The organism is Pseudomonas arsenicoxydans (genome assembly GCF_006438915.1).
Classification (GTDB): domain Bacteria; phylum Pseudomonadota; class Gammaproteobacteria; order Pseudomonadales; family Pseudomonadaceae; genus Aquipseudomonas; species Aquipseudomonas arsenicoxydans_A.
Window position 1 is genome coordinate 224,528 of sequence record NZ_RCZE01000013.1, and the last position, 25,211, is coordinate 249,738.

General features: G+C 59.9%; 22 protein-coding genes. 14 read left to right on the forward strand and 8 right to left on the reverse strand.

Going from position 1 to position 25,211, the window contains the following annotated elements; translation table 11 throughout:
• Position 1: 1 nt before the first annotated feature.
• The 4 genes from EAH78_RS25345 to gloB form a co-directional block, all read right to left on the reverse strand.
• The gene (locus EAH78_RS25345) at positions 2 to 1,843 is read right to left on the reverse strand and encodes an extracellular solute-binding protein (RefSeq protein ID WP_140670096.1); all 1,842 of its coding nucleotides are present in this window, start codon (positions 1,841 to 1,843) and stop codon (positions 2 to 4) included.
• A complete protein-coding gene (locus tag EAH78_RS25350; RefSeq protein WP_140670098.1) occupies positions 1,840 to 3,672 on the reverse strand; it encodes an extracellular solute-binding protein in 1,833 nt (610 codons plus the stop codon). Before EAH78_RS25350 ends, EAH78_RS25345 begins: the two co-directional genes overlap by 4 nt.
• A gap of 324 nt (positions 3,673 to 3,996) precedes the next feature.
• The gene (locus EAH78_RS25360) at positions 3,997 to 5,439 is read right to left on the reverse strand and encodes a transglycosylase SLT domain-containing protein (protein ID WP_140670100.1); all 1,443 of its coding nucleotides are present in this window, start codon (positions 5,437 to 5,439) and stop codon (positions 3,997 to 3,999) included.
• Between the two features lie 99 nt (positions 5,440 to 5,538).
• Entirely contained in the window at positions 5,539 to 6,306 is a 768-nt protein-coding gene (gloB, locus tag EAH78_RS25365) for a hydroxyacylglutathione hydrolase (protein ID WP_140670102.1), read from the reverse strand.
• A gap of 65 nt (positions 6,307 to 6,371) precedes the next feature.
• Between gloB and EAH78_RS25370 the strand changes: the two genes are divergently transcribed.
• From EAH78_RS25370 to EAH78_RS25390, 5 genes are all read left to right on the forward strand, one after another.
• Complete coding sequence (locus tag EAH78_RS25370; protein ID WP_140670104.1) at positions 6,372 to 7,130, forward strand: methyltransferase domain-containing protein; 759 nt, start codon at positions 6,372 to 6,374, stop codon at positions 7,128 to 7,130.
• Between the two features lie 90 nt (positions 7,131 to 7,220).
• Entirely contained in the window at positions 7,221 to 7,673 is a 453-nt protein-coding gene (gene rnhA, locus EAH78_RS25375; protein WP_008028618.1) for a ribonuclease HI, read from the forward strand.
• 183 nt (positions 7,674 to 7,856) lie between these two features.
• Positions 7,857 to 8,615, forward strand: a complete 759-nt coding sequence (gene dnaQ / locus EAH78_RS25380) for a DNA polymerase III subunit epsilon (protein ID WP_140670106.1) — start codon at positions 7,857 to 7,859, stop codon at positions 8,613 to 8,615.
• A gap of 299 nt (positions 8,616 to 8,914) precedes the next feature.
• Positions 8,915 to 11,170, forward strand: coding sequence for an Orn/Lys/Arg decarboxylase N-terminal domain-containing protein (locus EAH78_RS25385; protein ID WP_140670108.1), 2,256 nt, complete (start codon positions 8,915 to 8,917; stop codon positions 11,168 to 11,170).
• A gap of 14 nt (positions 11,171 to 11,184) precedes the next feature.
• Positions 11,185 to 11,799: a GNAT family N-acetyltransferase gene (locus tag EAH78_RS25390; RefSeq protein WP_140670110.1), complete on the forward strand. Its 615-nt coding sequence runs from the start codon at positions 11,185 to 11,187 to the stop codon at positions 11,797 to 11,799.
• On the opposite strand, the gene EAH78_RS25395 is transcribed toward EAH78_RS25390, so the two are convergent.
• Positions 11,765 to 12,658: a LysR family transcriptional regulator gene (locus EAH78_RS25395; protein ID WP_140670112.1), complete on the reverse strand. Its 894-nt coding sequence runs from the start codon at positions 12,656 to 12,658 to the stop codon at positions 11,765 to 11,767. The genes EAH78_RS25390 and EAH78_RS25395 overlap by 35 nt on opposite strands.
• A gap of 88 nt (positions 12,659 to 12,746) precedes the next feature.
• Entirely contained in the window at positions 12,747 to 13,007 is a 261-nt protein-coding gene (locus EAH78_RS25400) for a hypothetical protein (protein ID WP_140670114.1), read from the reverse strand.
• 176 nt (positions 13,008 to 13,183) lie between these two features.
• On the opposite strand from EAH78_RS25400, the gene EAH78_RS25405 reads away from it, so the two are divergent.
• A complete protein-coding gene (locus EAH78_RS25405) occupies positions 13,184 to 13,744 on the forward strand; it encodes an NADPH-dependent FMN reductase (protein WP_140670116.1) in 561 nt (186 codons plus the stop codon).
• A 291-nt stretch (positions 13,745 to 14,035) separates the two neighbouring features.
• The gene (locus tag EAH78_RS25410) at positions 14,036 to 15,319 is read left to right on the forward strand and encodes an arsenic transporter (protein WP_140670118.1); all 1,284 of its coding nucleotides are present in this window, start codon (positions 14,036 to 14,038) and stop codon (positions 15,317 to 15,319) included.
• Positions 15,320 to 15,434: 115 nt separating this feature from the next.
• Here EAH78_RS25410 and EAH78_RS25415 read toward each other — a convergent pair whose 3' ends face one another.
• Positions 15,435 to 16,385, reverse strand: coding sequence for a DUF1853 family protein (locus EAH78_RS25415; protein ID WP_140670120.1), 951 nt, complete (start codon positions 16,383 to 16,385; stop codon positions 15,435 to 15,437).
• Between the two features lie 108 nt (positions 16,386 to 16,493).
• On the opposite strand from EAH78_RS25415, the gene EAH78_RS25420 reads away from it, so the two are divergent.
• The 6 genes from EAH78_RS25420 to pepN are packed head-to-tail and all read left to right on the forward strand — an operon-like array spanning position 16,494 to position 23,010.
• Positions 16,494 to 17,384 carry an NAD(+) kinase gene (locus EAH78_RS25420; protein WP_020799297.1) on the forward strand — a complete coding sequence of 297 codons (891 nt, stop codon included), beginning with the start codon at positions 16,494 to 16,496 and terminating at the stop codon, positions 17,382 to 17,384.
• The gene (locus tag EAH78_RS25425; RefSeq protein ID WP_430539951.1) at positions 17,381 to 18,355 is read left to right on the forward strand and encodes a metallophosphoesterase; all 975 of its coding nucleotides are present in this window, start codon (positions 17,381 to 17,383) and stop codon (positions 18,353 to 18,355) included. Before EAH78_RS25420 ends, EAH78_RS25425 begins: the two co-directional genes overlap by 4 nt.
• The gene (locus EAH78_RS25430) at positions 18,352 to 19,221 is read left to right on the forward strand and encodes a rhomboid family intramembrane serine protease (RefSeq protein ID WP_140670124.1); all 870 of its coding nucleotides are present in this window, start codon (positions 18,352 to 18,354) and stop codon (positions 19,219 to 19,221) included. The genes EAH78_RS25425 and EAH78_RS25430 overlap by 4 nt, the downstream gene beginning before the upstream one ends.
• Before the next feature lie 33 nt (positions 19,222 to 19,254).
• On the forward strand, positions 19,255 to 19,515 hold the full coding sequence (locus tag EAH78_RS25435) for a YeaC family protein (protein ID WP_123435606.1): 261 nt from the start codon (positions 19,255 to 19,257) through the stop codon (positions 19,513 to 19,515).
• On the forward strand, positions 19,512 to 20,342 hold the full coding sequence (locus EAH78_RS25440) for a DUF2797 domain-containing protein (protein WP_140670149.1): 831 nt from the start codon (positions 19,512 to 19,514) through the stop codon (positions 20,340 to 20,342). The genes EAH78_RS25435 and EAH78_RS25440 overlap by 4 nt, the downstream gene beginning before the upstream one ends.
• Before the next feature lie 10 nt (positions 20,343 to 20,352).
• A complete protein-coding gene (gene pepN, locus EAH78_RS25445) occupies positions 20,353 to 23,010 on the forward strand; it encodes an aminopeptidase N (protein ID WP_140670126.1) in 2,658 nt (885 codons plus the stop codon).
• A gap of 407 nt (positions 23,011 to 23,417) precedes the next feature.
• Here the strand turns inward: pepN and EAH78_RS32195 are convergent, their stop codons facing one another.
• Positions 23,418 to 23,642, reverse strand: a complete 225-nt coding sequence (locus EAH78_RS32195; protein WP_161599706.1) for a hypothetical protein — start codon at positions 23,640 to 23,642, stop codon at positions 23,418 to 23,420.
• Positions 23,643 to 24,142: 500 nt separating this feature from the next.
• On the opposite strand from EAH78_RS32195, the gene EAH78_RS25455 reads away from it, so the two are divergent.
• Positions 24,143 to 25,195, forward strand: coding sequence for a WD40/YVTN/BNR-like repeat-containing protein (locus EAH78_RS25455; RefSeq protein WP_140670130.1), 1,053 nt, complete (start codon positions 24,143 to 24,145; stop codon positions 25,193 to 25,195).
• Positions 25,196 to 25,211 lie beyond the last annotated feature (16 nt).

Genomic DNA, 25,211 nt, shown 5'->3' on the forward strand with positions numbered 1-25,211 from the left:
ATTACTCCGTGCCCGCAGGGGCGACTTGCAGTTTGGTCTCGACTTCTAGCGCCGGTTTGGCATCGGGCTTGATCCACCAGGTGTTAATCCCGATGTCGTACTTGGGTGAGATTTTCGGATGCCCGATGTGATTCCAGTACGCCACGCGCCACGTCTTGATGTGCCAGTTGGGGATCACGTAATAACCCCATTGCAGCACGCGGTCCAGTGCGCGGGCATGGGCCACCAGACTTTTACGCGAATCGGCGTTGATCAGTTGCTCGACCAGTTGGTCCACCGCCGGGTCCTTGAGGCCCATGGAGTTGCGGCTGCCGGGTTTGTCAGCAGCGGCAGACATCCAGAATTCGCGCTGCTCGTTACCCGGTGAGCTGGACTGCGGGAAGCTGCCGACGATCATGTCGAAGTCCCGTGAACGCACGCGGTTGATGTATTGCGAGACGTCGACGCGGCGGATCACCAGGTCGATCCCGAGGTCGCTGAGGTTGCGCTTGAACGGCAGCAGCACGCGCTCGAATTCGGTCTGGGCCAGCAGGAACTCGAGTTTCACCGGTTTGCCGGTGGCGTCGACCATTTTGTCATCGACGATCCGCCAGCCGGCCTCTTGCAGCAGTTGATAGGCTTTGCGCTGGTGGTCGCGAATCATGCCGCTGGCGTCGGTCACCGGGTTCTGGAACGCCTCGCTGAAAGCTTGCTCGGGGATCTTGCCGCGAAACGGATCGAGGATCGCCAGTTGATCGGCATCCGGCAGGCCGGTGGCGGCCATTTCCGAGTTCTCGAAATAGCTGCGGGTGCGCGCATAGGCGCTGTTGAACAATTGCTTGTTGGTCCATTCAAAGTCCAGCAGCAATGTCAGGGCCTGGCGCACGCGCACGTCCTGGAACAGCGGGCGGCGCAGGTTGAACACGAAACCCTGCATGCCGGTGGGGTTGCCGTTGGGGATCTGTTCCTTGATCAAGCGGCCTTCGGTGACGGCCGGGACGTTGTAGGCATTGGCCCAATTCTTCGCGGTCATCTCCAGCCAGTAATCGAACTGCCCGGCTTTGAGCGCTTCGAGCGCCACGGTGTTGTCGCGGTAGTAATCGGTGGACATCACGTCGAAGTTGTAGAAACCGCGATTGACCGGCAAGTCCTTGCCCCAGTAATCCTTGACCCGCTCATAGCGAATCGAACGCCCGGCCTTCACTTCGCTGACTTTGTAGGGGCCGCTGCCCAGCGGTATTTCCAGGTTGCCCTTGTTGAAGTCGCGGTTGGCCCACCAGTGTTTTGGCAGAACCGGCAATTGGCCGAGGATCAGTGGCAACTCTCGGTTGTTGGAGTGCTTGAACTTGAACAGTACGGTCAGCGGGTCTTCGGCGACCGCTTCCTCGACGTCGTTGTAGTAACCGCGATAGAGCGGCGCGCCGTCCTTGGTCAGCATCTGGAAACTGAACACCACGTCTTCGGCGCGGATCGGATGGCCATCGTGGAAGCGCGCTTCAGGGCGCAGGTAGAAACGTACCCAACTGTTGTCCGGGGCTTTCTCGATCTGGCCGGCGACCAGGCCGTATTCGGTGAACGGTTCGTCCAGGCCCTGTTTGGCGAGGGTGTCGTAGATCATGCCGATGTCGTCAGCCGGCACACCTTTGCTGATAAACGGGTTGAGGCTGTCGAAGCCGCCGAAACCGGCCTGGCGGAAGATCCCGCCCTTGGGCGCGTCCGGGTTCACGTAATCGAAATACTTGAAATCCGCCGGGTACTTTGGCGGCTCGTTGTAGAGGGTCACCGCATGTTGCGGGGCGGCACAGGCCAGCCCGGCGAACAGCAGACCGCTGGCCTGCAACAGCAGGGTGCGTACGGGTTTCATTGATCTTTCTCCGAAGACTTCAGCCACCACGCGCTCAGGCCCAGGGTATAGGGCGGCGTGGTCACAAAGGCGAACCGGTTGCGGTAGGCCAGGCGGTGATAATTGAGGTACCAGTTGGGAATGCTGTAGTGCTGCCACAGCAGCACGCGGTCAAGCGCTTTGCCGGCGGCGACCTGTTCGTCGCGGCTCTGGGCGGCGAGCAGTTGTTCGAGCAAGTGATCGACCACCGGGTTGGCGATGCCGGCATAGTTTTTACTGCCCTTGACCCCGACCTGGCTCGAATGGAAATACTGCCACTGCTCCAGACCCGGGCTGAGGGTCTGGTTGAGGGTCATCAGAATCATGTCGAAGTCGAACTGATCGAGGCGCTGTTTATACTGGGCCCGGTCGACGGTACGCAGTCGCGCGTTGATGCCAATGCTCGCGAGGTTTTCTACGTAGGGCTGGAGGATGCGCTCCAGGTTCGGGTTGACCAGCAGGATCTCGAATCGCAGGGGTTGCCCTGCAGCGTTCTGCAATCGCTGGCCATTGAGCTTCCAGCCGGCCTCGGCAAGCAGCGCAAGGGTTTTGCGCAGGGTTTCCCGGGGGATGCCGCGGCCGTCGGTGTGCGGCAGGCTGAACGGCTCGGTAAAGAGCTTGACGGGCAACTGCTCGCGATAGGGCTTGAGCATCAGCCATTCGTGACCGACCGGGAGCCCGGTGGCTTCGAACTCACTGTTGGGGTAGTAACTCATTGCGCGCTTGTAGGCGCCGCTGAACAACGTGCGATTGGTCCACTCGAAATCGAACATCAGCCCCAGGGCTTCGCGGACGTTGGTCTCGGCGAAAGTCGGGCGTCGGGTGTTCATGAACAGGCCCTGGCTCTGGGTCGGGATCTGATGCGGGATCTGCGCCTTGATCACGTCGCCGCGGCGTACTGCCGGGAAGTTGTAGCCGTTGTCCCAGTTCTTCGCCTGATGCTCAATGTAAACGTCGAACTCGCCGGCCTTGAACGCTTCGAAGGCGACATCGCTGTCGCGGTAGAACTCGACTTCCATCCGATCGAAGTTGTACTTGCCGCGATTGACCGCCAGGTCCTTGCCCCAGTAATCCTTGACCCTTTCGAAAACGATCTGCCGTCCAGGCGTCACCGAGGTGATGCGATACGGTCCGCTGCCCAGCGGCGGCTCGAAGGTGGTCGCCTTGAAATCGCGACCTTTCCAGTAGTGCCGGGACAGGACCGGCAATTCGCCAAGGCGCAGGATCTGCAGTGGATTGCCGGCTCGCTTGAACACAAAACGAATGCGCTGCGGGTTGAGAATATCGACCCGTGCGACTTCCTGAAGGCTGGTGCGGTACTGCGGATGACCTTCTTTGAGCAACAAGCGGTACGAGAACGCGACGTCGTACGCGGTGATCGGTGAACCGTCGTGGAACCGCGCTTCGGGCCGCAGGTTGAACACCACCCAGCTGCGGTCCTCGCTGTATTCCACCGACTGGGCGATCAGGCCATAACTGGAGGTCGCCTCGTCGCCGGACGGCGCGTACTGGCCGGTGCCGACCATCAGCGGCTCATTGAGCTCGTTGATGCCGTACTGCAGGAAATTGGGAGTGGAAACCGGGCTTGAGCCCTTGAAGGTGTAAGGATTGAGCGTATCGAAGGTGCCAAACGCCATCACCCGCAACGTACCGCCCTTGGGCGCTTGCGGGTTGACCCAGTCGAAGTGGGTAAATCGGGCCGGGTACTTGAGCGTGCCGAACTGCGCATAACCGTGGCTTTCGCTGATCGTCGCGCTTGCGGGGGAGCTGAAGGCCAGGCTGATCAGGAGCAGGAGGAGGGGACGCTTCAAGTCAGATCCGATCCAGGCGGCTTGGGCATTGTGGCCCGTACAGTAACAGCTTGTATCGACAGGAAAAAGACAGGGGGGTAATGCGCTGTTAATTGCTGACACGAAGGTTCGCGCCCCGGATTACCTGTGGCGAGGGAGCTTGCTCCCGCTGGGCTGCGAAGCGGCCCCAAAACCTGACATCACCGTTACTTCTGATACACCGCGTGCATCGGATTTACGACTGCTTCGCAGCCGAGCGGGAGCAAGCTCCCTCGCCACAACAGCCATCACTCAGCAAACGTGAAATCCCAGGCAAAAAAAAGCCCCTGAATTCGGGGGCTCTTTTTAGCGTGGCGAAGACACTACCAGCATCTGTCCAGGCTTCAACGCCTGGCCAACGCGCGGGTTCCAGCGCTTGAGGTGCTGCATCTCGACATTGAAGCGCTTGGCGACGATGTACAGCGAATCGCCTTGCTGGACCTTGTATTGAGTTTGCGGCTTCTTTTTGTCGGCTTTGCTGTTGGTGGCGACGACGGTGTTGACGCGACCACCGCTGCGTTTGGCGGTGTCGTTGATTACCAGCGTCTGCCCCGTCTTGAGGTGCTTGCCCGTCAATTTGTTCCAGCGTTGCAAGTCTTCGACGTCGACTTTATTGGCCTTGGCGATGGTGCCCAGGTTGTCGCCGCGTTTGACCCGGTAGGTGCGCTTGACGCTGGCGAGTTGAACATCGTCTGCGCCTTCGAAGACCGGTTTGCGAGGCTTCTTGCTGATCAACTCTTCCGGACGCATGGTCGACAGGCTGGTGGTCAGCAACTGCGCCTTGGACGTTGGCACCAGCAGGTGCTGCGGGCCATCGAGGGTAGTGCGCTGTTTGAACGCCGGATTGAGCTGGAACAGTTCGTCTTCGTCGATGTTGGCAACTTCGGCAACCTTGGACAGGTCCATGCGCTGATTGATTTCGACGACCTGGAAGTACGGTTCGTTGGCAATCGGGCTGAGGTTCACGCCGTACGCTTCCGGCGACAGGACCACTTGCGACAAGGCCAGCAGCTTCGGCACATAGGCCTGGGTTTCGGCGGGCAGCGGCAGGTTCCAGTAATCGGTAGGCAGGCCGAGCCTTTCGTTGCGCTCGATGGCCCGGCTGACGGTGCCTTCACCGGCGTTGTAGGCGGCGAGGGCGAGCAACCAGTCACCGTTGAACATGTCGTGCAGGCGGGTCAGGTAATCCATGGCCGCGGTGGTCGAGGCGGTAATGTCGCGTCGGCCATCATAGGCACGGGTCTGGCGCAGGTTGTAGTAACGCCCGGTGGAAGGGATGAATTGCCAAAGACCCACCGCGTCGGCCCGGGAATAGGCCATCGGGTTGTAGGCGCTTTCAATCACTGGCAGCAGCGCCAGTTCCAGCGGCATGTTGCGTTCTTCAAGGCGTTCGATGATGTAGTGAATGTACAGGCTGCCGCGCTCGCCGGCATTTTCAAGGAAGGACGGGTTACTGGCGAACCACAGTCGCTGTTGCTCGATACGCGGGTTGACGCCCAGGCCGTCTTGCAACTGGAAGCCCTGGCGCATGCGCTCCCAGACATCCTGTGGTACTTGCGGCGAGGGTTTTTCGCTGAGCCAGATCGGTTTCTGTTTGGCGCGAGCGGCGATATTCGGGGTATGTGTCGCGTCGGTCTGCGGCACATGGCTGGAACAGCCCGCCAAAGTGGCGGACACAGCCACCGCGATGGCTTGAGCCAAGCGGGTCAATGCGTCTGAATTGATGGCTTTACGAATAGGTGACGACATTGGCTGGAAGTAAGTTCCGGGCAAAAATGTCGGCCGATTCTAGAAAGGGTACCCCCTGCGGTCAACCATTCAGAATTTTCATTGCAATAGGATGACGGCCTAGAACGTATCCTTCCAAGCCCGCAACGCCGCAAAGACCGCACTCGGAGCCCGGTTATCGGGGCCATTCCGTTCGTCCACTTTTTCTTTAACAGATGTTTCATCAACCCTTAAAAACGGGTTCGTGAGCTTTTCCAGGGCCAGGGTCGACGGCAGGGTCATGAGCCCGGCTGCGCGTTGTTGGGTCACTTTGGCGAGGCGCTCGGCGGTGTCGGGGTTTTCTGGCTCGACCGCTGCGGCAAACTTGAGGTTGCTGAGGGTGTATTCGTGGGTGCAATACACCAGCGTGTCTTCGGGCAATGCGGCCAGGCGTGTCAGCGAGGTGTGCATCTGTTCCGGAGTGCCTTCGAACAAACGGCCGCAACCGGCGGCAAACAGGGTGTCACCGCAGAACAACAGGCCATGATGGTAATAGGCAATGTGCCCCAGGGTATGGCCGGGGACGGCGAACACATCGAAGTCCCAGCCGAGCACACTGACACGGTCGTTGTCCTTGAGCGCGACTTCCCGCTCAGGAATAGATTCGCTGGCGGGGCCGTAGACGGTCGCGTCTGTTGCTTTTTTCAGCTGCTCGACGCCACCGACATGGTCATGGTGGTGGTGAGTGATCAGAATATCGCTCAATACCCAACCCGGATGTGCCGCAAGCCAGGCCTGCACGGGCGCGGCATCGCCGGGATCGACCACGGCGCAGCGCTGGGTGCGGTGGTCTTGTAACAACCAGATGTAGTTGTCGGTGAAGGCGGGCAGGGCACTGATCTGTATCATCGTCGGATTCGCCAAGCGGAAAACAATGGCGCATCTTAGAACTTCCTGGCGCGTTGGAGAATGCAATGACCGATAAAGCGTTCGCTCAGGCTGATCCCGAGTGGCTGACATTGATCAGCGCGGCCCGTGAATGGCTGTCTGGCCCTATCGGGCAATTTTTGCTGGATGAAGAACGGCGCATGCTCGAAGACGAGTTGGGGCGCTTCTTCGGCGGTTACCTGGTGCATTACGGCCCGTCGGCCCAGACGCCGCCGTCGGCGCCGCAAGTGCAGCGCAATGTGCGCCTCGGTGCACCGTTGCCCGGCGTCGAAATCGTGTGTGAAGAGCAGGCCTGGCCGTTGAGCGAGCACGCCGCCGACGTGGTGGTGTTGCAGCATGGGCTGGATTTCTGCCTGTCGCCCCACGGATTGCTGCGTGAAGCAGCGAGCAGCGTGCGGCCCGGCGGACATTTGTTGATTGTCGGCATCAATCCCTGGAGCAGCTGGGGTCTGCGTCATGTATTCGCCCATGACGCCATGCGCAAGGCGCGCTGCATCTCGCCGTCGCGCGTTGCCGACTGGCTGAACCTGCTGGGCTTCGCGCTGGAGAAACGCCGCTTCGGGTGCTATCGTCCGCCGCTCGCATCACCCGCCTGGCAAGCCCGTCTGGCCGGTTGGGAACGCAAGGCCGGTGACTGGCAACTGTCAGGTGGCGGCTTCTATTTACTGGTGGCGCGCAAGATTGTCGTGGGTTTGCGTCCACTGCGTCAGGAACGGCGCGAACCGATGGGCAAGCTGATTCCCTTGCCGATGGCCAAGGTCAATCGCCGTCGCATCGACCCGTAATACCTTTTATTTTCCCGGCCGGGTCAGTCCCGGCCTCGGGCATCGTCGATCACGGATCGGCGAGCCACCGCATTTTCTGGATAGATTGGCATGAGCGATAGCGTAGAACTCTTCACCGACGGCGCCTGCAAAGGCAACCCTGGCCCCGGAGGCTGGGGCGCACTGCTGGTGTGCAAAGGCGTTGAAAAGGAACTGTGGGGCGGCGAAGCCAACACCACCAACAACCGCATGGAGCTGATGGGCGCGATCCGTGGCCTTGAAGAACTCAAGCGTTCGTGCGACGTACTGCTGGTGACCGACTCGCAGTACGTGATGAAAGGCATCAACGAATGGATGGACAACTGGAAGAAGCGCGGCTGGAAAACAGCGGCGAAAGAGCCGGTTAAAAATGCTGATCTGTGGAAGTTGCTGGATGAGCAGGTCAATCGCCACAACGTCACCTGGAAATGGGTGCGTGGGCACATCGGTCACCACGGTAACGAGCGGGCGGACCAATTGGCCAACCGGGGTGTGGATGAAGTGCGCGGCTACAAGCAGGCTTGATTCTGATTCGCCGATGTACCGAGTCGCGGCCTTCGCGAGCAAGCCCGCTCCCACATTAGAACTCGGTCAAGTGTGGGAGCGGGCTTGCCCGCGATGGCCGTGACACGGTCTCTCTGAAACACCTAGGCGAGCGTGTTAACATCGCCGCTTTTGCACGATTGACCCGTTGAGAGCTGAGCACTGATGGCCACCAGATCCGTTGTACTCGATACCGAAACCACCGGCATGCCGGTGACCGACGGCCACCGGATTATCGAAATCGGTTGTGTCGAATTGATCGGTCGGCGCCTGACGGGCCGGCACTTTCACGTATACCTGCAACCGGATCGCGAGAGTGACGAAGGCGCCATTGGCGTCCACGGCATCACCAACGAATTCCTGGTGGGCAAGCCGCGTTTCCCTGAAGTGGCCGATGAGTTCTTCGAGTTCATCAAAGGCGCGCAGCTGATCATTCATAACGCGGCGTTCGACGTTGGTTTCATCAACAATGAATTCGCCCTGATGGGCCAGCACGAGCGTGCGGACATCACGCAACACTGCTCGATCCTCGACACCCTGATGATGGCCCGGGAACGTCACCCTGGGCAGCGCAACAGCCTCGATGCCTTGTGCAAACGTTATGGTGTCGATAACTCGGGCCGTGAACTGCACGGCGCGTTGCTCGACTCCGAGATTCTCGCCGACGTTTACCTGACTATGACCGGCGGCCAGACCAGCCTGTCGCTGGCTGGTAATGCATCCGATGGTAATGGCTCCGGCGAAGGCGCGGACAACTCCGCCACCGAAATCCGCCGCTTGCCCGCCGACCGCACACGCGCCCGAATCATCCGCGCCAGCGAAGATGACCTGGCCCAGCATGTCGCACGTCTTGAAGCCATCGCGAAAGCCGCCGGCGCCCCGTCGCTATGGCAGCAACTGGCGGACGCCAAGGCCCAGGCCTGAGGCAGAATTTTCGGGTGACAGGGCTGTTGTGGCGAGGGAGCTTGCTCCCGCTCGGCTGCGCAGCAGTCGTCAATCCGGCCGACTCGGTTTACCTGAAAATACAACGAGGGCCGCTTCGCGCCCCAGCGGGAGCAAGCTCCCTCGCCACAGGTAAATCGCCGAAGGCTTGGAATTGATGGCCACATGATGGTGCGCCAATTGACCCACTTCAGGGCATCCGCACTCGCCACATCCGCCTCAACCCTCTACCCTGAGGGTATTGGCAGGCCATGGTCTGCCGCCTCAGGACACTGAGCCCCATGTATAAAGATTTGAAATTCCCGGTCCTGATCGTCCACCGCGACATCAAGGCCGACACCGTCGCCGGTGATCGCGTGCGGGGCATCGCCCGGGAGCTGGAGCAGGAAGGCTTCAGCATCGTTTCGGCGGTGGATTACACCGAAGGGCGACTGGTTGCCTCGACCCATCACGGCCTCTCCTGCATGTTGATCGCCGCCGAAGACCCCAGTACCCACTCGCATTTATTGCAAAACATGGCAGAGCTGATCGGCCTGGCGCGAGTGCGTGCGCCGGACCTGCCGATCTTTGCCCTCGGCGAACAAGTGACGCTGGAAAACGCGCCAGCCGATGCCATGGCCGAGCTCAATCAGCTACGTGGCATTCTTTATCTGTTCGAAGACACCGTGCCGTTCCTGGCCCGGCAAGTGGCCCGGGCCGCGCGCAAGTACCTGGACAGTCTGCTGCCGCCATTTTTCAAGGCACTGGTGCAACACACCGCCGACTCCAATTATTCCTGGCATACGCCCGGCCACGGCGGTGGCGTGGCGTATCACAAGAGCCCGGTCGGGCAAGCGTTTCATCAGTTTTTCGGGGAAAACACCCTGCGTTCGGATCTATCGGTGTCGGTGCCTGAACTGGGTTCGTTGCTCGATCACACTGGTCCTCTGGCCGAAGCGGAAGCCCGCGCCGCGCGCAATTTCGGCGCTGATCACACCTTTTTCGTGATCAATGGCACCTCGACCGCCAACAAAATCGTCTGGCATTCCATGGTCGCGCGCGATGATCTGGTATTGGTGGACCGCAACTGCCACAAGTCGGTGTTGCATTCGATCATCATGACCGGCGCCATCCCGTTGTACCTGTGCCCGGAGCGCAATGAACTGGGGATCATCGGCCCGATTCCTTTAAGCGAATTCAGCCGCGAATCGATCCAGGCCAAGATCGACGCCAGCCCGCTTACCAAGGGCCGAGCGCCCAAGGTCAAACTGGCGGTGATTACCAACTCGACCTACGACGGTCTCTGTTACAACGCCGAGTTGATCAAGCAGAATCTGGGCAATAGCGTCGAGGTGCTGCATTTCGACGAGGCCTGGTACGCCTACGCGGCGTTTCACGAGTTTTTCGCCGGACGCTACGGCATGGGCACCTCGCGCAGCGAAGACAGCCCGCTGGTGTTCACCACGCATTCCACGCACAAGTTGCTGGCGGCGTTCAGCCAGGCCTCGATGATTCATGTTCAGGACGGCGGCGCGCGCCAACTGGACCGCGACCGATTCAACGAAGCGTTCATGATGCACATCTCCACCTCGCCGCAGTACAGCATCATTGCCTCGCTGGACGTGGCCTCAGCGATGATGGAAGGCCCGGCCGGACGTTCGCTGTTGCAGGAGATGTTTGACGAGGCCCTGAGCTTTCGTCGCGCCCTGGCCAATCTGCGTCAGCACATTGCGGCGGATGACTGGTGGTTTTCCATCTGGCAACCGCCGTCGGTGGAAGGCATCGATCGCGTGGTCACCGAAGACTGGCTGCTGCAACCCGATGCCGACTGGCACGGCTTTGGCGGCGTCACCGACGATTATGTGTTGCTCGATCCGATCAAGGTCACCCTGGTCATGCCCGGCCTGACCGCAGGCGGCGCGCTGAGCGAGCGCGGGATTCCGGCGGCGGTGGTCAGCAAATTCCTCTGGGAGCGCGGCTTGGTGGTCGAAAAGACCGGGCTGTATTCGTTCCTGGTGTTGTTCTCCATGGGCATCACCAAAGGCAAATGGAGCACGCTGCTGACCGAGTTGCTGGAGTTCAAGCGCAGCTATGACGCCAATGTCAGTCTGGCCACCTGCCTGCCGTGTGTGGCGCAACAGAGCGTCGGGCGCTATCAAGGCATGGGCTTGCGCGATTTGTGCGATCAATTGCATGCCTGTTATCGCAGCAATGCCACGGCCAAGCACCTGAAGCGCATGTACACCGTGCTGCCGGAAATCGTCATGAAGCCCGCTGACGCCTATGATCATCTGGTACGGGGCGAGGTGGAGGCAGTATCGATCGATGCACTGGACGGGCGGATTGCTGCGGTGATGCTGGTTCCTTATCCGCCAGGCATTCCGCTGATCATGCCGGGTGAGCGGTTCACCGAGTCGACCCGGTCAATCATCGACTATCTTTCATTTGCACGGACGTTTGATAGCAGTTTCCCAGGATTCGTCGTCGATGTGCATGGATTGCAACACGAAGACGAGGGCAATGGACGGCACTACACCGTCGATTGCATCAAGGAATGAGGACCTTTCCCAGTATGCAACCTGTCATTAATCCCAAGTACCCCGGACTGTCGGTACGTGTCGCCGATGATGGCTTTGCGGCGTATATCTGGGGCAGTGATTTCAGCTTTGAAGTCGCCGCCTATGGTGCCGCCGAAATCGGCAAACCGGTCGAGCAGTGGCTGATTACGCCGATCACCCCTTATCGAAAGTGCTACGGCATCGACCCGGAAGAGTTCAGCAGTTTCCGGGATGCCGCCGACAGCGCGATTTTCATGGCGTACCTCGACGATGAGCCGGTCGGGCATCTGGTGGTCAGCACCAACTGGAACGGCTTTGCCCATATCGACGAGCTGGCGGTACATGCCCCGGCGCGGCACCACGGGGTGGCCAAAGCCTTGTTGGACGTGGCTCAGTTCTGGAGTCGAAAGAAAAAGCTGCCGGGCATCATGCTCGAAACCCAGAACAACAATCTGGGCGCCTGTCGGCTGTATGAGCGCTGTGGTTATGTGATCGGCGGGATGGATCATCTGCGTTATCGGGGGATCGATCCGAACACCGCCGAAGTGGCGCTGTTCTGGTATCGCTTGTTCGATAACGCGCTGGAAAGCCCGATCAGTTCGCCAGCATCGCCGCGGCTTGTTCCGTAACGATGTCCAGCAGGGTCTGAATGGCGGGCGCAGGTTCGCCGTTTTTCAGGGTCAGGGCGTAGAGACTGATTGGCACCGCCGGGGCCAGCGGACACACATCCAGTCCGCTGGTTTTGGCGCCCAGGGCGGTAAACGGGTCGACAATCGCCAGGCCTTCACCGGCCTCGACCATGCTGCGCATCATCTGATGCGTCTGCACCCGGATATGCACGACCGGGGCAGGACGCAGCGCCTGCATTTTGTTCTCCAGGGCGCGGCTCAGCGGATCGTGGCCTTCGAGGCCGACCATCGACTGGCCCGCCAGGTCCTGTAATGAAATGTATTTCTGCTTGGGCTGCAGCCAGCCATGGGGCGCCAGGAGCTGGAGCTTGCCTTGGGCAATTACCTGACAATGAATGTCGGCGTGATCGGGGTCATGCAGGCTCAACCCCAGGTCGCTTTCGCGCAACAACAGGGATTTGATGATCTCGCGGGTCGGTTGGCTCAACAGGCTGCAAGGCGCATCGGGCAGCCGTCGGCGCAGCGCGGCGATGCTTTGGGGCAACAATTGTTGAGCGAGTGGCGGGGTGCAGATGATGCGCAGAGGCGGTGCCTGGTACTGCTTGAGGCTGGCGGCAAGGCGTTGGACGGGCTCCAGCGCTTCGTAGACGTGGGTGATTTGCGCTTCCAGCTCCCGCGCTTCGCGGGTCGCCTGCAAGCGCCCACGCACGCTGGAGAACAGCATGAAACCCAACTGACCCTCGGCCTCGCGCAAAATGCCTTCAACCTCGGTCACCGGCAACTGCAGCCATTCGGCGGCGGTGCCCAGGTGACCGGTCTGCACAAGCGCGTGGATCACTTCGATATGGCGTAAACGCATGCGTGAAGTCCATGTTCAGCAGGTGAGGGAATCAGTGACTGAATCCTAACTCAACTGCGCGCATATGACTTCTGCTCATAACATGAGGTTATGAAGCGACGTTGGCTGCCGGCACGCTGCCGACAAAGGTGTCGGGTTCACGCACAATGGTCACGTCCGATTGAACCAGCAGAAACTGGTTGTCATCGAGCTTCTTGACGCGATCGCCAATGGCCAGTTTGTAGGTGGTGACAGGCTCCGTGCCGCCGAGGCCGTCTGCCGACGGGGTGGATTCCTGGAACTCATGCACGGAATAAACGCGGCCTTCCGCATCTCTTGCATGGAACTGACCGACAAGTACTGCTGCCATCTGTTTAGAACCTCTGGAGATAAATCACTCAATTTTCGGTTCTGTAGACCGTTGTTGGGCGAAGTAAGTTTTCCTACAAGAAAAAAATAGTCAGGGGCGGTGAAATTCAGAGCCCGCTGGGTGAATCGTCATCTATACCTACAAGTTCTTTCCATCGGACAGTCGAGACATCTTCCATGAGTAACGTCTATACGATCGCCGTTGTGGTCGGCAGCTTGAGAAAGGCATCGATCAATCGCAAGGTGGCATTGGCCCTGGCTGACCTTGCACCGGCTAATCTCAAGCTTCAAATCGTCGAAATCGGCGACTTGCCGCTCTACAACGAAGACATCGATGGTGCTTCACCGCCGGCAGCCTACAGCACTTTCCGGCAACAAGTACGTTCATCCGACGCAGTGCTGTTCGTTACCCCGGAATACAACCGTTCGGTACCCGCGCCTTTGAAGAATGCAATCGACGTGGGATCGCGGCCCTATGGCCAGAGTGCCTGGAGCGGCAAGCCGGGCGCAGTGATCAGTGTTTCGCCGGGGGCTGTCGGTGGATTTGGCGCCAACCACCACTTGCGCCAGTCCATGGTGTTTCTGGATGTGCCGTGCATGCAGCAGCCGGAAGCCTACCTCGGTGGTGCCGGGTCTGCGTTTGACGAGGCGGGCAAATTGTCCGAGTCGGTGAAGCCGTTCTTGCAGAGCTTCATCAATGCCTACGGCAAATGGGTCGAACAACACAAGAAGGTCTGACGTGCACCATTTCCCCCTGTAGGAGCGAGCCTGCTCGCGATGGCGGTGTGTCAGCTAAATCAATGCCAACTGACAGACCGCCATCGCGTGCAGGCTCACTCCTACAAAGGTCACCGGGTGTTCAGCAATTGGCCACAGATCATCGACTCGATCTCCGGCAGCCACGCAGCCACACAGCCTCGCGCTGCTCGTCAGCTGCTACGGGATCGTGGTGTGTAGAAATTGGGGCTTTACTCTGCTCGTGCGTTGCGGCTGAATCGCGCTTTATTTTTCCGCGCAAGGTTGCTTTGCATGCTTATCGCCTCACTCATTTTCCTGCTGACCATCACCCTGGTGATCTGGCAACCCAAAGGCCTGGGGGTGGGCTGGAGTGCGGTTTTCGGTGCCGTGCTGGCGCTGATTTTCGGTGTCGTGCAGCTGAGCGATATCCCGATTGTGTGGCAGATCATCTGGAATGCCACCGGCACGTTCGTGGCGCTGATCATCATCAGTTTGCTGCTGGACGAGGCGGGTTTCTTTGCCTGGGCTGCCTTGCACGTAGCCCGTTGGGGCCGGGGCAGCGGGCGCAAGCTGTTTGCTTACATGGTCCTGTTGGGGGCGTTGGTCTCGGCCTTGTTCGCCAATGACGGCGCGGCGTTGATCCTTACGCCCATCGTGATTTCCATGCTGCTGGCACTGCGGTTCTCCCCGGCGGCGACCCTGGCGTTCGTGATGGGCGCCGGTTTCATCGCCGACACCGCGAGCTTGCCACTGGTGGTGTCAAATCTGGTGAACATCGTTTCCGCCGACTTCTTTCACATCACGTTCAATCGCTATGCGGTGGTGATGATCCCGGTCAACCTGGTGAGCGTCGCGGCCACGTTGGCGATGCTGATGTGGTTCTTCCGTCGCGACATCCCCAAGGATTACGACCCCGAACAACTGGAGCAGCCGGCAACCGCGATCCATGACAAAGCGACGTTTTATGCCGGTTGGGTGGTGTTGGTGATCCTGCTCGTGGGCTGTTTTGCCCTGGAACCGCTGGGTATTCCAATCAGCGCCATTTCCGCGGTGTGCGCCGCGTTGCTGCTGGGTATTGCCGCCCGGGGCCACAAAATTTCCACGCGTAAGGTGATGAAAGAAGCACCGTGGCAGATCGTGATTTTCTCGCTGGGCATGTATTTGGTGGTGTATGGCCTGCGTAATGCCGGGCTGACCGGACATCTGGCTGGTTGGCTCGATGGCTTTGCCCAATACGGTGTCTGGGGGGCGGCCATGGGCACGGGCGTGCTGACGGCGATTCTGTCTTCGATCATGAACAATTTGCCGACGGTGCTGATCGGCTTGCTGTCGATTGATGCCAGTCAGGCCAGTGGTGTGGTGAAGGAGGCGATGATTTACGCCAATGTCATCGGCAGCGACCTGGGGCCGAAAATCACGCCGATTGGCAGCCTCGCGACGTTGTTGTGGTTGCATGTGCTGGAGCGCAAGAACATCCGGATCGGGTGGGGGTATTACTTCAAGGTCGGGGTGGTGTTGACGGTGCCGGTTTTGCTGGTGACGTTGGCGGCTTTGGCTGTGCGGTTATCCATCTAGACTGTGTCGGCCCCTTCGCGAGCAAGCCCGCTCCCACATTGGACTTCGTTATGGCGCAGATCGAGTGTGGGAGCGGGCTTGCTCGCGAAGAGGCCGGTTCAGGCGCTACAAAACCTCAACCATTGCCCGGCACATTCGGCCAAAGATCCGCCACCAGAAACAACCGCTCAGCCTCTTCCCAATCCCCCTCGGCATTCTCGACCAGGCGCACCATCAACTGCGCCGGCGCCAAAGGTTCCAGCTCACTGAGCCATGTACTTAATTGCTCGACGCTCCAGGTCTGCTCAGCGGGATAGTGTGCAGGCGCCAGCCAGGCATGGCGGGGCAGGGGCTGCCAGCGGCCGAAGGGGCGTTGCACGACAAAGTCCGTCCAGTCTTTCTGATGCAGCCAGCTCCCGCGCAAATGCTGCGGATGCGCACCGCCGGGTGGTTCGGCGAGCCCTGGCCACGGATACAGCAGGTAACCTCCAAGCCACAAGTGTGCGCTGAACTGCTGGATATCCAGGGCTGCCAGCACTTCACGGCTTTCGCTACGCGCAGAAATGGGCAATTGATGCTGAGCCAGGTGCGCCAGTTTGCGGTCCAGCCGATCATGACAGCCTGGGCCGAGCCACTGCGCGGTGTCATGCCCGTCGCCATTTTGCGGCCCCAGATAGAGCTTGATCGCCAGTTCCAGGTGATGCACGCCATCTCGATCGCGCAGCAGCATGTCCAGTTCGCCCAGCGTGTGGCCTTCACGGCGGATCGGCAGGTTGGCGGCGATCAGCTCGATCCCCGGCGCATGACGCACCGCGTACTGCCAAAGCCGCTCGTAATACAGGCCCAAACGCCGGGTTCGGGCCTGGGACAGCCAGTGCAGCAAGTCATAACTGTCACGGTCCAGTTGCTGCAGCCAGCGTTCCAGGCGCTGCGGTTCTTGTACCCACTCGCTGCCGGCCAGCGGATGACGCTGCGGCCACGGCGTATCGATGAGCATCGGCGGCGCGAGGATGACCCAAGCCAGGTCGCGCACTTCGGGGTGGCGCAACTGATGGGGCAACGAGAGCAAATCGGGAAATAGGATCATCTTGCGAGCATAGCCCTAAACATGAGTACACCCTTGTGGCTGAAAGGATTTTGTCTATCCTGCGCTTTCGCCCATAATCGTCTTTTTCGCCGTCCTTGCAGGAACCCCATGGAGCAATTTCGTAATATCGGCATCATCGGTCGCCTGGGCAGTTCGCAGGTGCTGGATACCGTCCGCCGACTGAAACGGTTTCTGCTCGATCGTCACTTGCACGTGATCCTCGAAGACACCATCGCCGAAGTCCTTCCCGGTCATGGCCTGCAAACCTCGTCCCGCAAGATGCTCGGCGAAGTGTGTGACATGGTGATTGTGGTCGGCGGCGACGGCAGCCTGCTCGGGGCCGCCCGGGCGCTGGCCCGGCACAATATTCCGGTGCTCGGCATCAACCGGGGCAGCCTCGGTTTCCTCACCGATATTCGCCCCGACGAGCTCGAAATCAAAGTCGCCGAAGTGCTCGACGGCCACTATCTGGTGGAAAACCGCTTCCTGCTGCAAGCCGAAGTCCGTCGTCACGCCGAGGCCATCGGTCAGGGCGATGCGCTCAATGATGTGGTGCTGCACCCCGGCAAATCAACGCGGATGATCGAGTTCGAACTGTATATTGACGGCCAGTTCGTGTGCAGCCAGAAGGCCGACGGCCTGATCGTCGCGACGCCCACCGGTTCGACTGCTTATGCGCTGTCGGCGGGCGGACCGATCATGCACCCCAAGCTTGACGCTATTGTGATTGTGCCGATGTACCCCCATACCTTGTCGGGCAGGCCGATTGTGGTCGATGGCAACAGTGAGCTGAAAATAGTCGTGTCCAAAGATATGCAGATTTACCCGCAAGTCTCCTGTGACGGGCAAAACCATTTCACCTGCGCGCCGGGTGACACCATCACCATCAGCAAAAAAGCGCAGAAACTGCGGCTGATCCATCCGCTTGACCACAACTACTATGAAGTCTGCCGGACCAAGCTCGGTTGGGGCAGTCGATTGGGTGGTGGAGGCGACTGATGCTCGATCCCGCGCGTAGCTACGACCTGATCGGTGACGTGCACGGTTGCGCTCTGACCCTTGAGCACTTGCTCGACCGGCTCGGTTACCACAAACAAAGTGGCGTCTGGCGGCATCCGTCGCGGATGGCCGTGTTTGTGGGCGACATCATTGATCGCGGCCCGCGAATTCGCGAGGCGCTGCACATCGTCCACGACATGGTCGAGGCCGGCCAGGCGCTGTGCATCATGGGCAACCATGAATTCAACGCACTGGGCTGGAGCACCCCGGCGCCACCGGGCAGCGGCAAGCAGTTCGTGCGTGAACACACGCCACGCCATGCCCGGTTGCTGGGTGAAACCCTGACCCAGTTCGAAGACCATCCTGGTGACTGGCATGACTTCCTGCAATGGTTCTACGAGATGCCGTTGTTCGTCGATGCCGGGCGCTTCCGGGTGGTGCACGCGTGCTGGGATTCGGGCCTGATCGAACCGTTGCGCGGCTTGTTCCCCAATGGTCGCGTCGATGAGCATTTTCTCCAGGCCTCGGCCGTGCCGGGCAGTTTTGCCTGCACCGTGTTCGACCGGTTGCTGCGCGGCACCGACATGCGCTTGCCCGACGGCTTGACCATGACCAGCGGCGACGGTCTGGTGCGTTCGTTCTTCCGCACCAAATTCTGGGAAGACGACCCGCAAACCTACGGAGACATTGTGTTCCAGCCCGACGCATTGCCTGAGCCAGTGGCCAGGACGCCGTTGTCATCCACTGAAAAAAATACCTTGCTGCGCTATGGCGTCGACGAACCGCTGTTGTTCGTCGGCCACTACTGGCGCAGCGGCAAGCCGGCACCGATTCGCCCGAACCTGGCCTGCCTGGATTACAGCGCGGTGCTCTACGGCAAACTGGTCGCCTATCGGCTGGATCAGGAAACCCGGCTCGATCCGCATAAATTTGTCTGGGTCGATGTCGAACGGCCGGAGGTGTTGAGATGAGTGTGGTGGCCGTATTGCGTCTGCCGCTGGCGGTGGATTTGAGCGGGTTCGTCAAACTGCTGCAGCGCATGCAGGTGCCGCACCGCGTCAGCGAGGAGGCGGGCGAGCAGGTGCTGTGGGTACCGTCCAACATCAGCGAAGACGTGCGCTCGCTGTACGAACGTTTTCCGGCGGGTGATCCCGATCAACAACTGGACATTCCAGCGGCGCAAATGACCAAGCGTCCCGGTTTCGTCGAGCAATTGCGCTACGCCAGGGCGACCGCGACGGTTCTGCTGCTGAGCATCCTTGTCGGCGCGGTGACGCTGCTGGGTGAAAACCTCGACACGATGCGCTGGCTGACCTTCCTCGATTTCCGCGTCGTCGGCGAGTACATCCATTTCGTACCGTTGGCCGACAGCCTGGCGGCGGGGCAGTGGTGGCGCCTGATAACGCCGATGCTGATCCACTTCGGCATCCTGCACCTGGCCATGAACGGCATGTGGTACTGGGAATTGGGCCGGCGCATCGAGTCGCGTCAGGGCAGCATCAACCTGATCGGCCTGACGTTGCTGTTCAGCCTCGTCTCCAACTACGCCCAGTATTATTTCAGCGGCCCGACCTTGTTCGGTGGCTTGTCCGGCGTGCTGTATGGCCTGCTCGGGCATTGCTGGATCTTCCAGCTGTTGTCGCCGAACCCGGCTTATCGCCTGCCGCGCGGCGTGCTGGTGATGATGCTGGCGTGGCTGGTGCTGTGCCTGTCCGGGCTGGTCTCGATGATCGGCTTCGGTGAAATTGCCAATGCGGCACACGTCGGCGGGTTGCTCGTCGGATGCCTAACCGGTTTGTTGGGTGGTTTGTACAACCGCCGTAAACTGGCCGCCTAAACAGTTTATGTATTAAAGAGCGCGGAGACCTTGATGTCCTCTTTTAACGAAATGATCCAAAACATCACCCCTGATATCTACCAGAGCCTGAAGCTGGCGGTGGAAATCGGCAAATGGTCCGACGGTGGCAAACTCACCGCCGAACAACGCGAGCTGTCGCTGCAGGCGATGATCGCCTGGGAAATCCAGAACCTGCCCGAAGACCAGCGCACCGGTTACATGGGCCCGCAGGAATGCAGTTCGAAGTCGATCAGCGTACCGAACATTCTGTTCAAGTCGGATGCCATCCATTGATCGAGATTGGCCGCGGTGCAATCAGTAAAATGTCGGCGCGTCTTGACGGGTCCGACGTGCAGTACGCATTTCGCCTGGGCGATTTCGAGGTGCCGGTCAATCCGATGATCGGCACCACCGTGCGCCTGGAATACCTGGGGGCGATTCATTGCACCCATTGCGGGCGCAAGACCAAAACCAGTTTCAGCCAGGGTTATTGCTACCCGTGCATGACCAAACTGGCGCAGTGCGACCTCTGCATCATGAGCCCCGAGCGTTGCCACTACGACGCGGGCACCTGCCGTGAGCCGGAGTGGGGCGAGAAGTTCTGCATGACCGACCACATCGTGTACCTGTCCAACTCGTCGGGGGTGAAAGTCGGGATTACCCGTGCCACCCAACTGCCGACCCGCTGGATCGATCAGGGCGCCCGTCAGGCGTTGCCGATCATGCGCGTGTCGACCCGTCAGCAGTCGGGGTTCGTTGAAGACCTGTTCCGCAGCCAAGTTGCGGACAAGACCAACTGGCGTGCCTTGCTCAAGGGTGAAGCGGCGTCGGTGAATCTGGCCGAGGTGCGCGATCAACTGTTCGACAGCTGCGCCGAGGGCCTGCAAACCTTGCAGGAACGATTTGGCCTACAAGCGATTCAGACCATTGCCGACGTAGAAACCCTCGAAATCCGCTATCCGGTCGAGCAGTACCCGGCCAAGATCGTCAGCTTCAACCTGGACAAGAATCCGATTGCCGAAGGCACGCTGCTGGGGGTCAAGGGCCAATACCTGATCTTCGACACCGGCGTGATCAATATTCGTAAATACACGGCTTATCAGCTCGCCGTGCATCAGTAAGGACTCCAGCATGCGCACCGAACAACCGAAGATGATTTACCTGAAAGACTATCAGGCGCCCGAGTACCTGATCGACGAGACGCACCTGACCTTCGAGTTGTTCGAGGACCACAGCCTGGTCCATGCGCAACTGGTGATGCGCCGCAATCCCGAACGCGGCCCGGGCCTGCCGCCGCTGGTGCTGGACGGTCAGCAGCTTGAGCTTTTGGCGGTGACCCTGGCGGATCGCGAGCTGAGCGAAAGCGACTATCAACTGACGGACAATCACCTGACCCTGCACCCGACCAGCACCACCTTCACGGTCGACACCAGCGTCAAGATCCACCCGGAAACCAACACGGCGCTGGAAGGCTTGTACAAATCCAGCGGCATGTTCTGCACCCAGTGCGAGGCCGAAGGCTTCCGCAAGATCACCTATTACCTCGACCGCCCGGACGTGATGAGCAAGTTCACCACCACGGTCGTCGCCGAGCAGCACAGCTATCCGGTGCTGCTGTCCAACGGCAACCCGATTGCCTCGGGCCCTGGCGAAGACGGCCGGCACTGGGCGACCTGGGAAGACCCGTTCATGAAGCCGGCGTACCTGTTCGCGCTGGTGGCCGGTGACTTGTGGTGCGTTGAAGACACCTTCACCACCATGACCGAGCGTTCCGTGGCGTTGCGCATCTACGTCGAGCCGGAAAACATCGACAAGTGCCAGCACGCCATGAACAGCCTGAAGAAGTCGATGCGCTGGGATGAAGAGGTTTACGGTCGCGAGTACGACCTGGACATCTTCATGATCGTCGCGGTCAACGACTTCAACATGGGCGCCATGGAAAACAAGGGCCTCAACATCTTCAACTCCAGCGCCGTGCTGGCCCGCGCCGAAACCGCGACCGACGCCGCGCACCAGCGCGTCGAAGCCATCGTTGCCCACGAATACTTCCACAACTGGTCGGGCAACCGCGTGACCTGCCGCGACTGGTTCCAGTTGTCGCTGAAGGAAGGCTTCACCGTGTTCCGCGATGCCGGATTCTCCTCGGACATGAACTCGGCCACGGTCAAGCGCATCCAGGACGTGGCTTACCTGCGCACGCACCAGTTCGCCGAAGACGCCGGTCCCATGGCCCACGCCGTGCGCCCGGACAGCTTCATCGAGATTTCCAATTTCTACACCCTGACCGTGTACGAAAAGGGTTCGGAAGTAGTCGGCATGATCCGCACCTTGCTTGGCGCCGATGGCTTCCGCAAAGGCAGTGACCTGTATTTCGACCGCCACGACGGCCAGGCCGTGACTTGCGACGACTTCATCAAGGCGATGGAAGACGCCAATGGTGTCGACCTGACCCAGTTCAAGCGCTGGTACAGCCAGGCCGGTACTCCGCGTTTGGCGGTGAGCGAGTCCTACGACGCTGCGGCGAAAACCTACAGCCTGACCTTCCGTCAAAGCTGCCCGGCAACCCCGGACAAAGTTGAAAAACTGCCGTTCGTGATTCCGGTGGAATTGGGCCTGCTGGACTCCAAAGGCGCGGCGATTGCCTTGCGCCTGTCCGGCGAAGCCAGCGCTCAGGGCTCGTCGCGGGTGATCTCGGTGACCGAAGCCGAGCAGACCTTCACCTTCGTCGACATCGCGGAAGAGCCGTTGCCTTCGTTGCTGCGTGGTTTCTCGGCGCCGGTCAAACTGAGCTTCCCGTACAGCCGCGATCAACTGATGTTCCTGATGCAGCATGACAGCGATGGTTTCAACCGCTGGGATGCCGGTCAGCAACTGTCGGTGCAAGTGCTGCAAGAGCTGATTGCCCAACATCAGGCGGGTGAAACGCTGGTGCTGGATCAGCGCCTGATTTCTGCCCTGCGCACGGTGCTGTCGGACGAGACGCTGGACCAGGCCATGGTTGCGGAAATGCTCTCGCTACCGGGTGAGGCTTATCTGACAGAAATCAGTGAAGTGGCTGATGTCGATGCGATTCACATCGCCCGTGAGTTTGCTCGCAAGCAATTGGCTGAGGGGTTGTTCGAGGCGTTGTGGCTGCGTTATCAGGCCAATCGCGATCTGTCGAAGAAAACGCCGTACGTGGCGGAGGCCGAGCACTTTGCTCGTCGCGCGCTGCAGAACATTGCGCTGTCGTACTTGATGCTCAGCGGCAAGCCCGAAGTGTTGGCGGCGACGCTTGAGCAGTTTGAAACCAGCGACAACATGACTGAGCGTCTGACGGCGTTGGCGGTGTTGGTCAATTCGCCGGTTGAAGCAGAGAAGGCCAAGGCGCTGGCGAGTTTTGCCGAGCACTTCAAGGATAATCCGCTGGTCATGGATCAGTGGTTCAGTGTTCAGGCGGGTAGTGCGTTGCCGGGTGGTCTGGAGCGGGTGCGTCAGTTGATGCAGCATCCGGCCTTCAACATTAAGAACCCGAATAAGGTGCGGGCGCTGGTTGGTGCGTTTGCCGGGCAGAACCTGATCAACTTCCATGCGGCGGATGGTTCCGGGTATCGTTTTCTGGCGGATCTGGTGATCGAGTTGAACGGGTTTAACCCGCAGATCGCTTCCCGTCAGTTGGCGCCGTTGACTCGCTGGCGCAAGTATGACGATGCGCGTCAGGCGTTGATGAAAGGCGAGCTGGAGCGGATTCGTGCTTCGGGTCAGCTGTCTAGCGATGTGTTTGAAGTGGTCAGCAAGAGCTTGGCCTGAGTCTGGCCTTTTTCCCTCGGGGTTCGTTCGGACCCTGGGGGAGCTGGCTTTTCTGCCTTGGCGGCCTGACAGCCGACCATTCTCTTCCTTGGTGTACATATCCATTTCTGCGGTAACGGCTGCTTAGGGTTTCGCCCTTACGGCGACTCACTTTTTTTTCAAACGCCAAAAAAAAGTAAGCAAAAAAAGGCTCGCCCCGAGCGTCCGGCCCCTCGCTAAAGCTCGGCGTTCCTTCGCTCCGGTATCCATCCGGGGACACTGCCCTCCGGTCTGCTTCGCTACGACCTACATGCAGCGTGTTCGACTGCGTCGAACGGCGCTGCGCGCCACTCCCCGGATGCACACCTCCACTCAGCCTCCCGAAGGGGCGGGTGAATCAAAAGCCAGATCAAAAGCTTTCAGGCGAGCTAACGCTCGGCCTGTTGAGTGGTGAGAAGCGGGAGGTGTTCGCTGTAGAGGGTGCGGGAGGCTGAAACTTTAGAACGTGTTTGGCTTTGGCTTTGGCTTTGGCTTTGGCTTTGGCTTTGGCTTTGGCTTTGGCTTTGGCTTTGGCTTTTGATCTTGATCTTGATCTTGATCTTGATCTGCTTTTGATCTTTCGCCCCTTCGGCAGGCCGAGCGTAGGTGTTCATCAGGGGGGTAGGCGCGCAGCGCCGTGCGGCGAAGCCGCACACATCGAGAGGAGGTCGTAGCGAAGCAGACCGTAGGCGATGCCCCCTGATGGACACCGTAGCGAGGGAACGCGGAGCTTTAGCGAGGCGCCGTACGCCGGGGCGAAGCCTTTTGCTTACTTTTCGGCGTCTGGAAAAGTGAGTCGCTGTAAGAGCGAAACCATAAGCAGCCGTTACCGCAGCAACGGATATGTACACCGAGCTCCGAGCGCCAACCACCAAAACCCAATCACCTAACCTAATACCCAATCATTCAGCCAAACCACATCCATCCCAGGTTAACAAAAGATAACGTGGCGTCGATTGTCAGACCTTTCCAAACCCCGATAGGATAAGCCAGCTTCCGAAGGGGCTCTAGATTGCGCGTTTCAGGACTAAGCTCCAAACAGCCAATCACCACGAGCCACCTTACGGCGCCCTGAAAGGTTGAACGACCTAACAATAATAATGGGGGAAGGTCTATGAGTGAGCCTGTCATGGGTGTGGGTATCTGCCGCCCGCCGGCACTGCGCAAATTCGCGTTGCTGGCTACAGCGCTCTCGCTGTTGGGCTGTGCCGCATGGTCGGCACCTGCGATGGCCGCTGCAGCGTCAGCATCCGATGCTGTTTATGCCATTGAATCCGCCAAGGCCACCAAAAGCCTGATGCTCGATGTCGTCCACGCAGGCAAACGCCTGGTGGCGGTCGGTGATCGCGGGCATATTCTCTATTCCGACGACCAGGGCGTGACCTGGGCTCAAGCCAAGGTGCCGACCCGGGCACTACTGACCTCAGTGTTTTTCGTCGATGACAAACACGGCTGGGCCGTCGGCCATGACGCACAGATTCTCGCCAGCGAGGACGGTGGCGCCACCTGGACCAAGCAATTCGAAGATTTGAAACGCGAAGCGCCGCTGCTCGACGTCTGGTTCAAGGACGTCAACAGCGGCTTCGCCGTGGGCGCTTATGGCGCACTGCTGGAAACCACCGACGGTGGCAAGCACTGGGAAGACGCCAGCGACCGCCTGGACAACGAAGACCAGTTCCACCTCAATGGCATCGCATCGGTCAAGGATGCCGGACTGTTTATCGTCGGCGAACAGGGCAGCATGTTCCGCTCACCCGATTGGGGCCAGACCTGGGAAAAACTCGAAGGTCCGTACCAAGGCTCGCTGTTCGGTGTGATCGGCACGGCGCAAGCCAATACGCTGCTGGCTTACGGCCTGCGCGGCAATCTCTACCGCTCCACGGATTTCGGCAGCACCTGGGAACAGGTTGAGCTGAAAGCCGCTCGCGGCGCGCTGGAGTTCGGGTTGTCCGGAGCAACGCTGCTCGACGACGGTTCCATCGTGATCGTTGGCAACGGCGGCTCGGTGATCCGCAGCAACGACAACGGCGAAACCTTCAGCGTGTTCAACCGTCCGGATCGCATTTCCGTATCGGCAGTCACGGCAGCGGGCAACGGCAATCTGATTCTGGCAGGACAGGGCGGCGTTCGCGCTACTTCGCCAACCGGCTCAGAGCTGGGCAAATAATAAGAAGGGCGGAGCT